Annotated in this window: 13 protein-coding genes; 6 read left to right on the forward strand and 7 right to left on the reverse strand. The window is 42.1% G+C overall.

All coding sequences use genetic code 11. The features are described 5' to 3' along the window. Positions 1-46 precede the first annotated feature (46 nt). A complete protein-coding gene (gene sppA, locus C3F22_RS03495) occupies positions 47-1069 on the forward strand; it encodes a signal peptide peptidase SppA (RefSeq protein ID WP_005236706.1) in 1023 nt (340 codons plus the stop codon). Then, positions 1066-1869, forward strand: a complete 804-nt coding sequence (locus C3F22_RS03500) for an alpha/beta fold hydrolase (RefSeq protein WP_005236704.1) — start codon at positions 1066-1068, stop codon at positions 1867-1869. The genes sppA and C3F22_RS03500 overlap by 4 nt, the downstream gene beginning before the upstream one ends. 64 nt (positions 1870-1933) lie before the next feature. On the opposite strand, the gene purN is transcribed toward C3F22_RS03500, so the two are convergent. Further along, positions 1934-2563, reverse strand: a complete 630-nt coding sequence (gene purN, locus C3F22_RS03505; RefSeq protein ID WP_005236703.1) for a phosphoribosylglycinamide formyltransferase — start codon at positions 2561-2563, stop codon at positions 1934-1936. A 6-nt stretch (positions 2564-2569) separates the two neighbouring features. Continuing rightward, entirely contained in the window at positions 2570-3640 is a 1071-nt protein-coding gene (gene purM / locus C3F22_RS03510) for a phosphoribosylformylglycinamidine cyclo-ligase (protein WP_005236701.1), read from the reverse strand. Between the two features lie 135 nt (positions 3641-3775). On the opposite strand from purM, the gene cxpE reads away from it, so the two are divergent. The 4 genes from cxpE to C3F22_RS03530 all read left to right on the forward strand — a co-directional run bounded on the left by cxpE (position 3776) and on the right by C3F22_RS03530 (position 10058). After that, positions 3776-4996, forward strand: a complete 1221-nt coding sequence (gene cxpE, locus C3F22_RS03515; protein ID WP_004784626.1) for a chloramphenicol efflux transporter CxpE — start codon at positions 3776-3778, stop codon at positions 4994-4996. Positions 4997-5011: 15 nt separating this feature from the next. Beyond that, a complete protein-coding gene (gene hda, locus C3F22_RS03520) occupies positions 5012-5716 on the forward strand; it encodes a DnaA regulatory inactivator Hda (protein WP_004784623.1) in 705 nt (234 codons plus the stop codon). Between the two features lie 121 nt (positions 5717-5837). Beyond that, entirely contained in the window at positions 5838-7637 is a 1800-nt protein-coding gene (gene rbtA / locus C3F22_RS03525) for a rhombotarget A (protein WP_004784622.1), read from the forward strand. A 9-nt stretch (positions 7638-7646) separates the two neighbouring features. Beyond that, positions 7647-10058, forward strand: coding sequence for a CSLREA domain-containing protein (locus C3F22_RS03530; protein ID WP_104425885.1), 2412 nt, complete (start codon positions 7647-7649; stop codon positions 10056-10058). Positions 10059-10113: 55 nt separating this feature from the next. Here the strand turns inward: C3F22_RS03530 and C3F22_RS03535 are convergent, their stop codons facing one another. The 5 genes from C3F22_RS03535 to C3F22_RS03555 form a co-directional block, all read right to left on the reverse strand. Beyond that, positions 10114-10521: a DUF3106 domain-containing protein gene (locus C3F22_RS03535; protein WP_004784619.1), complete on the reverse strand. Its 408-nt coding sequence runs from the start codon at positions 10519-10521 to the stop codon at positions 10114-10116. Next, a complete protein-coding gene (locus C3F22_RS03540) occupies positions 10511-10828 on the reverse strand; it encodes a hypothetical protein (RefSeq protein ID WP_004784617.1) in 318 nt (105 codons plus the stop codon). Before C3F22_RS03540 ends, C3F22_RS03535 begins: the two co-directional genes overlap by 11 nt. Beyond that, positions 10825-11439 carry an RNA polymerase sigma factor gene (locus tag C3F22_RS03545; RefSeq protein ID WP_004784615.1) on the reverse strand — a complete coding sequence of 205 codons (615 nt, stop codon included), beginning with the start codon at positions 11437-11439 and terminating at the stop codon, positions 10825-10827. The genes C3F22_RS03540 and C3F22_RS03545 overlap by 4 nt, the downstream gene beginning before the upstream one ends. A gap of 167 nt (positions 11440-11606) precedes the next feature. Beyond that, positions 11607-12383 (reverse strand): TrmH family RNA methyltransferase, encoded by a 777-nt coding sequence (locus tag C3F22_RS03550; RefSeq protein WP_004784613.1) that lies wholly within the window; start codon positions 12381-12383, stop codon positions 11607-11609. Between the two features lie 49 nt (positions 12384-12432). Beyond that, positions 12433-13407, reverse strand: a complete 975-nt coding sequence (locus C3F22_RS03555; RefSeq protein WP_005236696.1) for a class 1 fructose-bisphosphatase — start codon at positions 13405-13407, stop codon at positions 12433-12435. Between the last annotated feature and the right edge of the window lie 178 nt (positions 13408-13585).

Here is a 13585-nt window from a genome sequence, read left to right on the forward strand (position 1 = left end):
CGGTGTATATAATGGGTTCAATATAAATTAATTTATTGGATTATTTATGTCCGATTGGCCACCAAAACCTGAAAATCAAATACAAAATACGCAACAACCAGTTCAACCGACTGGCCCCGAATGGAAACTGCTGGAAAAAGCAGTTTTAGCTTCAGTAGAAGAGCAACGACGGGCACGTCGCTGGGGGATCTTCTTTAAATTTTTAACCTTTGCTTATCTGCTGGTTGTCATTCTTGCGCTGGGTAAAGGCTGTAGCATGAGTGCTTCTGATCCGAGTGCAGGCGCAGGTGCACACATTGCTGTGGTTGATATTATTGGTACGATTGCCGCAGACAAGCAAAGCGTAAACAGTAGCAATACCATCAAATCACTCAAAAAAGCCTTTGAAAACAAGCAGAGTAAGGCTGTTGTTCTAAATATTAATTCACCGGGTGGTTCACCAGTCCAGTCAGATGAAATCTGGCAGGAAATCCAGTATCTGAAAAAACAGTATCCTGAGAAAAAACTCTATGCCGTAATTGGTGATACCGGAGCTTCTGGTGCTTACTATATTGCATCTGCTGCAGATGAAATCATTGTCAATCCATCGAGTCTGGTCGGTTCAATTGGTGTGATCATGCCGAACTATGGTGTGAATAACCTGCTGCAAAAACTTGGAGTTGAAGACCGCACCATGACTTCAGGTGAAAATAAAGCTTTACTGTCAATGACACAGCCGGTTGATCCTGCGCAAAAAGCGCATGTACAAGGCGTACTGGATAATGTGCATGGTCACTTTATTAATGCTGTAAAGCAGGGGCGTGGAGCGAAATTAAAATCGACTGATCCTGCTATTTTCTCAGGTCTGTTCTGGACTGGTGAACAGGCGGTAAAATTGGGTATTGCAGACCGTATTGGCAGTTTAAATACTTTGAAGCGCGAACTAAAAACTGAAAAAGCACTTAACTACACCATTGAATATAGCCCATTTGAGTCAGTACTGGGTCGTATGGGCTCATCGATTGGTGAAGGAATTGCAACTTCAGTGTCACAGAAACTTCAGTCAGAAAATAAAACGACATTACAATGAAACCATTGATTCATTTTGCGCACGCCAATGGTGTGCCATCTAAAGTCTATCAAAAGCTGTTTGAAGGACTGCAAGATGATTACGATATTATCTATGTGCCGCCATTAGGGCCTGATAAGCGTTATCCGATTGATAATCACTGGAAAAGTCTGACTCAGCAGGTGATTGACAGTATTGTACGTCAGTCTCATGGACGTCCAGTGATTGGTTTGGGGCATTCATTAGGTTCAGTCCTGAGTTTTCAGGCCTCCTTACAGCGTCCGGAACTTTTTTCGCAAATGATTATGCTTGATCCACCGATGATCATGGGTAAAGAAGCCTTGGCGTTGCATATTGCAAAAACTTTCCGCTTAAAAGCACTGGACCAGATGTCACCTGCAGGTTTGTCGAAACGCCGTCGTGATCATTGGGAGTCTCGGGAACAGGCAGCTGAACTGTTACGTCCAAAAGGCTTTTATCAGGATTTTGATGCAGATTGCTTCCAGGCTTATATTGACTATGCCTTAAAGGATGATCCGGTTCGAGGTGGAGTTGAACTCACCATTCCTAAAATGGATGAAGTAAATATCTTTAGAACTAATCCATCGCTATGGTGGTTACCTCAGGCTAAACCAAAAGTACCAGTGCATCTGGTGGTTGCCAAGAAAGGTCCATTTTTGGCGCGCAGATTTCCGCAGCAAGTGCAAAAGAAATTTGGCATTCCATTTACAGTGGTAGATGGTGGGCATATGTTCCCATTGGAGCAGCCTGAGCAAGTCGCAAGTCTGGTCAAACAACTGATTCAGCAACAGTCTGCTTAAAGTTCATCTCATCTAAAGAAATAAAAAAACGCATCCGAGGATGCGTTTTTTTATATTTGGACTTTTAGAATTTGCAGAATTGAACGGGTTCCTGCATTTTTGCATTACGGTACAACACACCTTGTTCAGTATGCTGAATTGTCCCATTACAGATCCATTCTACCACTTGTGGGTAAATCAGATGTTCCAGTACATGTACACGCTGAGCTAAAGTGTGAGTCGTATCTTGATGCGATATTATTAACACACCCTGTGCTAAGGCTTGCCCAGCATCCAGTTCGGGAGTGACATAATGCACTGTACAACCATGCAGAACATCACCGGTATTCAGGACGCGCTGATGGGTATGCATGCCTTTGTAATATGGCAAAAGGGAAGGGTGAATATTCAGCATTTTCCCTTCCCAGGCTTTCACAAATTTTTCACTTAAAATTCGCATAAAGCCCGCAAGTACCACTAGATCAACATTCCAGTCCAGAAGCTGCTGATGCATGACATCATCAAAAGCTTCCCGGCTTGGATACTGCTTATGTTCAATGACTGCAGTCGGAATTCCTGCTTTATGAGCGCGCTCTAAAGCAAATGCTTCAGGCTTGTTGGAAAGCACCCCGACAATTTCTCCTGACAGATTGGCATCAATCAGGGCTTGCAGGTTCGATCCACTGCCTGAAACAAGTACAGCAATTTTAATCATGCGAAATTACGCGAAGATCACACGGATTTTTTCGTCAGCGCCTTCTACAGACTCGGCATTATCTGCAATGTGACCCATTGCCCATGCTTTCTCGCCCAAACCGTTGAGTAACTCTACAGTTTTGTCTGCTTCTGCTGCATCAACAACAAGAACCATACCTATGCCACAGTTAAAGGTACGATACATTTCGAACTGCTCTACACCGCCTTCACTTTGAAGAAGTTTGAACAGCTCAGGCCACTCCCAAGAAGATTCATTTACGACTGCTTGAGCACCGTTTGGTAATACGCGAGGCAGGTTGCCTGGTAAACCGCCACCAGTGATGTGTGCCATTGCATGTACATCAACCTGTTTTAGCAGTTCAAGAATCGATTTTACATAAATGCGTGTTGGCTCCATTGCAACATCAGCAAGTGGACGACCATCAACGATTTGATTCAGGTCAACATTTTTAACTTCAAGAATTTTACGAAGCAAAGAATAACCGTTTGAATGTGCACCCGAAGATGCAACACCAATGAGTACATCACCCGCTTTTACTTTAGAGCCATCAATAATTTTGCTTTGCTCAACTACACCGACACAGAAGCCTGCAAGATCGTAATCTTCACCTTCGTACATGCCTGGCATTTCAGCAGTTTCACCACCAACCAGTGCACAGCCAGCAAGTTCACAGCCAGCACCGATTCCTGTTACGACATTTGCAGCCACGTCCACATTTAGGTGACCAGTCGCATAATAGTCCAGGAAGAAGAGTGGTTCAGCACCACAAACGAGAAGGTCGTTCACACACATTGCAACCAGATCTTGACCAATGGTGTCATGACGGTTCAAATTCAGTGCCAGACGTAATTTTGTACCAACACCATCTGTGCCTGATACGAGAACAGGTTCTTCATAACCTTTAGGGATTTTACAAAGGGCGCCGAAACCGCCTAATCCGCCCATTACTTCAGGACGTTTAGTACGCTTAGCGACGGACTTGATTCGGTCGACTAACGCGTCTCCCGCTTCAATATCGACACCTGCATCTTTGTAGCTTAAACCAGTGTTTGGGGTAGAAGTTGAGTTGCTCATAATGAAGTCTCCGCATTCGCGCGGGGGATTATAACCTGAATATGCAAAACTCTTATGGTATTTATGCCCTAAAATGCTATCTTTATTAAAATATTTTACTTTTTATAACGATTAATAGAGAGAAGGCGAAACTTTATGGTAGATCGCACATTGCGTCGCGTGTTTATCCTAGCTGGGATAGCTTTGTTGTTGTGGATTCTATATTTACTAAAACCCGTTGTAATTCCATTTGTTGCAGCGTTTTTAATGGCTTATCTGTTCAGCCCGCTGGTAGATAAACTGCACGATATCGGTCTGCCACGTTGGCTCTCTATTAGTATCGTTTTTACTGGAATCGGGATCGTTATGATTCTGGCGATCTGGTATCTGGTCCCGCTGATCTGGCAGCAGCTGATTTATGCGCGTGACAATATACCTGCGGTCATTGGCTGGATTAATTCAACCTTTTTGCCGTGGCTGTCGAATACCTTCAATGTCGTTGAAATGGAAATTGATACCACACAGATTTCTGATGTGGTCATGGACTATGTGCAAACCAATTATAGTGCCGACAGCATTCAGGCCTTCCTGCTACGCCTTGCACAATCTGGAATTAACTTTCTGCAGATTGGCGGTACGATTGTCCTGATTCCAATTATTGCATTCTATTTCCTGCTGGATTGGGATCGTATGCTGGAAAGCTTACGTCGCCTGATTCCACGTCCTTATGAACAAAGTACATTAAGAATCGTCGGTGAATGTCACAGTGTACTTGGGGCCTTTGTGAAAGGACAATTTCTGGTAATGATTCTGCTGGGGATCGTTTATGCGATTGGTTTGCAATTGATTGGTCTTGAAGTTGGTCTGATTATTGGCATGGTGGCAGGTCTGGCCAGTATTATTCCTTATCTGGGATTTGCGGTCGGGATTATTGCAGCTGTCATTGCGACCTTTCTGCAATTCGGGATTGACTGGTGGCAACTGGTTCTGGTGGGTATCGTATTTATGGTCGGTCAGGCAGTAGAAGGCTATGTATTACAGCCATTCCTGCTCGGCGATAAAATAGGTTTATCTCCAGTTGCTGTGGTTTTTGCGGTATTGGCGGGCGCACAACTGGCTGGCTTCCTGGGAATGCTGATTGCTCTACCAGTTGCAGCGGTAATTGTGGTTCTGCTGAGACATGCACGTGAATATTATGAATGCACATCATTTTATGGCAATCAGGCAGTCGTTATGAATGATCCGGCTACAGGTTCCATAAGCGTAGAAACTTCAGACTTAGATGTTGATATTGAAATGAAAAAGTCAGAAGCAAAACCACTGCAAGAGGGAGAGAAATCAAGTAAGATGGATGTACCTCTTCATAAAGACTCATAAGGCCATCAGAATCATATGCGTCAATTGCAGCTAGATATAGAACCTCAACTCGATGCCCGAATTAGTGATTTTTCGGGCCCGGGATGGGGTCATGTAATTGACGCAGTCCGACAGCTGCATGCAGGCCTAATCAGCCGCTTTTATGTGTATGGTGGAGCTGGAACAGGGAAAAGTCACTTACTCTCTGCCATTTGTGATTCTTATCTGGAAATCGGCAAAACCGCTATACAGGTGTCTTTGCTGGAACTTCTGGATGCACCCACTGAAGCGATTACTTCACTGGACCAGTTTGACTTGATCGCACTGGATGATATTGAAGCCATTAGTGGGGTTCCACACTGGCAACGCGCCGTTTTTCACTTGATTAATTATAATGATGAAGGCGGTGGTCAGTTGGTATTTTCTTCCCGTTTTGCGCCCATTGAATTAAAACTTGAATTGCCTGATTTGCAGTCCCGACTCACGCAGGCAGTCAGTGTTCGTGTCCCAAATGGCAGTCTTTATGCTGACCGATTTGCCTTGGTATCCTCGGTATTGGACCGACGTGGTATTCATCTTGACCCACAGATTTTTGATTATTTGCTGAATCACGGACCACATCAAACTTCCGTACTTTTGCAAACATTAGAACAGATTATTCAATTACTTAAAGGCGAAAAGCTGAAAGTCAGCAATGCTAACCTGCGGCAGATTTATGCATTAATTGATGAATATCGTTAAATTATAAAACATCTTGAGTAATTACTCAGTCTATGCGAAAGTAAGGCAAAATAATTCGCTGTTGCAAGGAAGATGCAACTTTAGAAGAAAAAGAAAGAAATAAAAAATTAAGGAGAAGGGTATGCTCAAGAAGAGCATAGGCATGGCTTTGCTATGTATGGCGGGGCAGGCATATAGTGCAGAAATTATTGTAACTACCACAGAAGACATTGAAAAAGATGACAAGGAATGTTCACTTCGAGAAGCTGTTGAATATGTGAATCGTGGCCTGGCTAAAGAAGGTTATATGGGCTGTGGTGGCGAAAATGCTATTGGCACCATTATCTTAAAAGAAAAAACGACCTATGTACTGAATAAGCATATCCCGATCAAGAAATCAGTAACGATTAAATCTATTGCAGAAGTAGATGGTGAATTTAGTAGTACCGATAAGGTAATGGGGTTATATAACGCTCATATTCAAATGAAAGGGACAGATAATCTCTTTCGTATTAGCAATGATGAAGAGTTGATTCAAGTCAATTTAAAAGAACTCGACCTTGAAGGTTGCGGTAAAAGCAGCTGTGCCGAACAAGGTGGCCTAATTCATAATAAAGGTAAATTGATAATTGATTACAGCCGCTTATACAAGGGGGCTGCGAGTCAAGGTGGTGCCATTTATAATGTGGGGAAATTTGGCCAGAATCTGATTGCTTTTGCCGAAATAAAAACCAGCCTGATTGAAAATAATCAGGCGCAACAGGGTGGCATACTCTATAGCCAGCTTCCATACTTTCTGGTCTATCAAAGCGTTTTAAAGAATAACCAGACGCTTAATAATAATACTAGCAATATTTATACAGCGGGCCAAGTCGATAATCCTGCCGATATTCAATCCATTAATGCTGAAGTCCTAAGCAGTACCCTGTTAAAAAATAAGGGAGCACTGATCAATGTGATTGATGGGGTGGGAATCAATAACCTGACAATAGTGGATAATACGGGTACAGCACTACGTATGAATGCCCCGAATGGTAAAGCCTATGTGGCGAATAGTATTATTTTAAGAAATGGTACGCAGGATTGTCAGATTGAAACTACGGATAAAAGTACGATTCACAATAATCTAGTGACAGCATCTTGTGGTACAGGTGATGCTGCGTATCCAAACCAGATCTGGACAGGTACTCGCTTGTTTGCAGAGGCTTCAGATCAAAGTGAAGGTGTCTGTCTAAATTTAAAACAAAATAATGATGCTATTCTATGTCCTTATAGCGTTCCTAAAGATCAGTTCTTGGGCTATCTACGTCCTCGTATCCTGTTGAATTATAATCAGGTCAGTGATTCACCGATTGTAAATAGAGGGACTAGCTACAATAGCAGCAATCCTTCAGTAAGCTGTGAGGCGGCAGACCAACGCGGTGTAGACCGTTTACTGGATAACTTATTTTGTGATCGTGGTGCGATTGAAATTACAGTTCCAACATCTACCAGTCTGGTTGGACAGGATCTTCTAAAAGGAGAGACTGCAAAGTTTTCAATTGAATCTGCTTTAGGAGATAGTGATTTAATCCCTAAAGAACAATGCAATAATATTATTGGAGAGAATCCAAAGGGTGAGCCTTGGCAAGATGGCTGCTTACAGGTTATCCAAACCAAAACTGTTTCCAAGGGCAAAACAGTCATTGATATTGATGGGAATGTGGTTTATACCCCAGATTCACAATGGCATGGTGCTGACATTTTTGAAATTCAGGTAGTTACTTCATCTACACGATTTAATAAGTCTAAACCGTATCTGGTTTTAAGTACCCAGATTGTACAGGAACCCAAAAATGAAATGAAAGACAAGTCTGTGAAAACCTCTGGTGGGGCATGGGGAATCGCTGGCTTAATGGGCTTGATAGGGTTGATCGGCCTACGTCGCAGATTAAAAGATTAAGGAAAAATCATGAAAAATTATAAAAAAGGACTGCTTGCAGCCATGATTTTATCTGCCATGAGTTTAATGGCAGCCGAAGATAAAACCATATATGTCACTACATTTGCTGACGAGGATGGGGAAAATACCAGTGCGTGTTCCCTGCGTGAAGCTATTAAGACGGCCAAGCTGGATAAATCCTATGGAGGGTGTAATGTTGGCCGTACATTGCGTAATGACGGTTCCGCTCCAGATGTCATCCAACTCGAAGCTGGGGAATACAAACTCAATAGTGAAATTATTGTTGAATCCCATGTCAATATTTTGGGAAAATCACCCTTCAATTATACTCAAAGAAGTCCTATTACCTTTTTATATCCAATACGTGAGGCTTTAACAACCACCATTTCAGGCCAAGGGAAAACCCGCTTATTTAATACGGTCGCTAGCCAAGCCAGCATGGTGGTAAATGGTATCATCCTGAAAGATGGTTATGCTGCAAAAACTAGTCTGGATAAAGGTAATGGTGGAACATTTTATGTCGCCGGTCCTCTAAGCCTCGTGAATAGTGAAATTGTAAATTCACGAGCGGCTGCAGAAGGGGGAGCAATTTATGCAGTGGCAATGAATAATGAAAAAATTATCAGGATTCAGGATTCCTTAATTCATCAGAATAAAGCAGCTACATATGGCAGTGTTTTGGCCATGGATTGTGTGGGGAATTTGGGCAGTACAGAGACCAAGCTAGAAATTAGTGCAAGCAGCATTGTCAAAAATGGTTCTACTGATACGGCCAGTATTCTGGACTTTTGTGGTTATGCCAAAGCTGATATTAGTAACTCTACAATTGCAAAAAATACGACCAGTGCCACAGGTCATATTTTCCGAATGGCCAATGAAATCAGCCGTCCATTAAGTTCTTTCTTCACTTTTAGTGCCATTAATAACACGATTGTCGAAAATACTGCTCGCTCTACCATCTTTTATGACAATACTGGTAATTCGAGTCTGGCTTATAACGTGTTGGCCTTTAACCAGGGCTTGTCTTGTGAATATGCCTTGAATGGTGGAAACCCAAGTAAAGAACAGGATGTAGATTTATTTACTGCTTATAATGCGATCCATACAAGTGGTTCCTCGCGCTGTGTGTTACCTGAATTGGCAGAAAATAGTGTTTCAACGAATATTGATGTATCCAGTAATCAGATCACTGATCTGTTAACTGCTTATATCGAACCTTCTGTAAATAACCGTTATTTAGGGATGTATTATCCTATTGATCGACAATCGAATACAGATCTGGTCAATATTGGTACAGAAAGTTGTGAAGAAATTGATCAGCGTGGAATTGAGCGGTTAACTAAGGCAACATTGTTATTTAATCCGGATGCAAAAAATTCTTGTGAAATTGGGTCGATCGAAATCCGGAACTTAACTGCAGCAGATATTTCTGGTCTAAAAAATAGTTCTTTAACAGAGTTGCTGGATTATTATCAGGATAATATTGATGATATTAATTCTATTCTGGCAGATAAGAATACAAAAACTGAAGAAATACAGGGCTTAAAGGAAGAGCTAAAAGAATATGAGGATCTTTTAAAATATACCAAGCAATACCAGAAATATCGTGCCATATACGTTAATCCATTTAGTTTGGTCATGCCTCAAGAAACTTTAAATAATACTCAAGTACAAGCTAAAGCATTAAATTCACAAAATTATGAAATTACAGTGCAATCTTTAGGTGTAGGGTCTTTATCTGGATCAGGCAGTTCATTAATTGTTCAAGGTGCGCCTAATGACCCAAATTTAAAATGTGAATGGAAGCCTGATTTAAACCGTATCATGATGTATCGTACTGATGGCAAAGTAACCAGTCTCTCGGATACGGAGTATTGCCGTTATACAATTAAAGACAAGCAGACAGGTGCCAGCAGTACAGGTATTTTGCAGGGCGCATTTGTAAATATTAAAGCGATTGTAAAAAATGACGAATATAGAATTAGCGCAGAAAACAATCTGACCGTAACTGTGAATCCCTTAGAGAATGACAGCGATGACGGTGATGGTCCACGGATGAATGGCAAGGCTGCTTTCTATCGTGATAAAGATGGTCGTGAGATTCCAATTCGTATTGTCAAGCTTCCTGCTGGAGTAAACCTTTCTGCAGAGCGAGAAGGACCATGCCCAGGGAATTTTGCAGGAGAAACCTGTTATGGTGGAAAATTAACCTTTAGTGTGAAAAATACTTTTAGTCAGTCAGATTATGATATGCAGTATCATGTTTTTGATGCGGATGAGTTGATGTCAGATACAGCTAGAATTAACTTAAAAAATACGGCTAAAAATACCAATACATCATCAAGTGGTGGTGGTTCATTTGGAATTTGGGGATTGTTCGGATTATTAGGTCTGGCAGGATATCGCCGAGTTAGAAAATAATTGCAGTATGAAAAAAAGCCTCCAGATGGAGGCTTTTTTAATTAATTAACTAAAATCAATGAGTTTTAGGTTGAGTGAGTTGCTGGTATTTCTGGATGTATTCTTCACGGATCGCCAGTCGTTCTTCTGGCGTTGCTTTTTGCATCCGCGCACCTAACTCCTTACGTTCCTGACTGCTCATCATTTGCCAGGTTTCACGCATACGCTGCTTTTCAGCTTCAGGAAGCTGAGTGAACCAGTCCATGCGTTGTTGTAAATTAATACGTTGCTGTTCAGGTATTTCTTTTAAGGACTGATAACGTTTGATTAATGCCAGTTGTTCGGAGTCAGAAAGGGTATCCCAGGTTTCATTGACCTGCGTATTGGCATCTTTGGAAAAAATCCAAAAACGTTCAAATCCCGCAAAGCTGGTTTGCAGGAAGCTGAATGCACAAAATGCAATTGCTAATCTTTTAGCTGCCATGTGGAACTTTGTCCTCACCTAAAACCATTAACATTTCCAGATCTTCAAGCATCTGTGGGGAGAGTTTGGGGGTAGATACTGCCTGAGTCTGAGGTTCGTTATGGCTGACAATATTCGGTAGCACTACCACGCCAGCAATCGCAGCAGCCAGAGCAAAGCCAGACATTTTTAGAAATGCAAAGCGTGAATGTTGTGCGTCCTGAATATGCTCCAGCACATGATTCATCACCACCGGTTTATCTTTGTGGTGCTGTGCCAGTCCATCAAGTTTGGAAGTTACTTGCTTTAAGAAATCATCTTGCTTCATTCGGATGATCCTCCCAGATATGGATTTAAGTGTGCTAGAGAGGCACGTAGACCTTGAATAGCACGGTGATAATGGGTTTTCACACTGCCTTCTGTACAGTTCATAATTTGCGCTGTAGTTTGAGTATCAAAGCCTTCCCAGGCTCTGAGCATAAATGCTTGCTGCTGACGCACAGGTAATTTGGCAATCGCCTCCTGAATTTCTTCAGCAGTTACTGCCTGATCCAGAAATTCTAAAGGTGAGGGCGTAGATTCATCTACCAGATTGTCAAATTCAACTTCGTCATCATCGAGGCTGACTTTTTTGAAAAAGGAAAATGGCTGGTTGCGACGTGCTTCTTTACGACGCCAATCCTGTAATTTGTTATTCAGAATCGTATAGAACAGGGGATACCACTCTTCAGTGCTTTTCTCTGCATAAGATTTATGCAAAGAAATAAAAGCTTCCTGAACCAGATCCATTGCGATTCCATGTTGTCCTTGAGTCGCACTTTCCATCATCACCAAAGCACGCCCAGTCACGTCCTGCATGAAATTTTTCAGGCGAGACTCAGCCGTACTCTTTAGAATACTCGCATCTTGTGACTGCAACGGTTTCGGTGCTAAATCCATAGAGATGGAAAATCCTGTCATTGGATACCCACCATTATTCCCAAGTTCATGTGCATATAACGTTGGGAATAACGATTTGGTTGACAATAAAACTTATTATTTTTGTAGTGTAATCTATTTTATAAATACACTGACTGGAATTAAAACAATGTAACCTAAATACCGTATTAGATACGTTGACGTACCATCTCAAAGAAACAGATAGAGCCTGCAATCGCAACATTCAGGGATTCCTGTCCACCTGGCTGTGGAATAGTCACCGCTTCGGCATGTTGCAGGGCATAGTCAGATACACCTTGACCTTCATTGCCCAGAATCCAGACGCAGGCTTTACGCAAGTCCTTGCTATACAGGCTGCTAGAACGATGTGAGCTGGTGACATATACCGGAATCTTGAATTGCGGTAAAAGGTCTTCTAGTGCAATATTTTCAAAAGTTTGCAAAGAAAAATGTGCGCCCATACCTGCACGTAATACCCGTGGTGACCAAAGAGATGCTGAACCCTTGGTACAAATGACCTGATCAATACCGGCAGCCGCTGCTGAACGTAGCAGGGTACCGACATTGCCGGGATCCTGCACATTTTCAAGGATCAGGGTGTCAGCCGTAAAATCAAGTGCCTGGCTTGAGCTTGGAATATCCACAATCGCCATACAGGCAATTGAAGTGCCTAAGGTACTCAGGTCTTTATAAAGCGATTCACCAATGACAAAGACCACACCAGTATATTTGTTTAAAATAATGTCGAAATCAGGATGCTCTAAAGCATGTTCAGTCGCGAAGATCGAATTGATTTTCTTGTTTTCATGTAACCATGCAAGACACAGGTGCGTGCCTTCAAGCACAGTCTGTCCTTGTTTTTTTCGATAAGAATTCTGTTCAATTAAACCGCGTAAGTGTTTGATTTTAGGATTGTCTTTGGATTCAAGGAAGATGGTTGGCATAAGAAGAAAGTCCACGGCAGTCAATCAAGGATCAACTGCCGTTTAAAAATTAGTGGTGGTAGCTGGTCACAAGCTCAACTTCATTTTTTGAGCCAATGATGACAGGAACACGTTGATGCAGATTTGTAGGTTCGATTTCAAGAATGCGGACACGACCAGTCGTTGATGCACCGCCAGCCTGTTCCATTAGCATACTCATTGGATTGGCTTCATACATTAAACGTAAACGACCTGCTTTAGTTGGGTCTTTTAAGTCGTATGGGTACATGAAGATCCCGCTACGGCACAGAATACGGTGAATATCGCCGACCATACAAGCAACCCAGCGCATATTGAAATCTTTGGCGCGAGGACCTGTTTTACCTGCCAGCAATTCATCGATATAACGCTGTACAGGCGCTTCCCAGTGACGCTGATTCGATGCATTGATTGCATATTCTTTAGTATCAGCAGCCACCTGAATCGCTTCAGAAGTCAGCAGAAACTCTTGAATTTCAGGATCGAAAGTGAAGAATACCACACCAGCACCCACAGTAAGTGCCATCATGGTTGATGGGCCATACAGGACATAACCAGCAGCAACCTGATTGACACCAGCCTGCATGAAGTCTTCTGCCTGGGTTACACTATTTTTTGCAGGAAGAATCGAAAAAATGGTACCCACACACATGTTGATATCAATATTACTTGAGCCATCAAGTGGATCGAACAATACTAGATATTGACCATTTTCCTGAGCTGAAGTGAATTCATCCAGTTCTTCAGAAGCTAAACCGCCTACATGTGGATGTACTTTTAATGCATCAATCAGATAATCATTGGAAATCACATCCAGTTTCTTTTGCTCTTCGCCTTGAACATTTTCATGCTGAGCACTACCTAATACACCCGCTAGAGCACCTTTTTGCAGGAGTTGGTCAATACGCTTGCAGGTATTTCCAACTGTTTCAATTACTTGAGCAAGTTCAGGTGTGAGGTTCCCGCTTTGTTGTTGTAGAAATTGGGATAAGGTGCGGTATGACATAAGGGAAAAACTCCAAGACTTATAATCGGGGGAAAAAGATCAAAACGATATACGGCTATATTTTAGATGAGAACGTTCGAAAAGGACAATTAAACTGAATTATTTGTTGTGATTTTGCCCTTGCAACTCCTGTGGAAAGTGCTATGTTGAATCAAAGGAAAAAATGATCATAGGAGCA

The organism is Acinetobacter sp. ACNIH1 (assembly GCF_002934695.1).
Lineage (GTDB): Bacteria > Pseudomonadota > Gammaproteobacteria > Pseudomonadales > Moraxellaceae > Acinetobacter > Acinetobacter variabilis.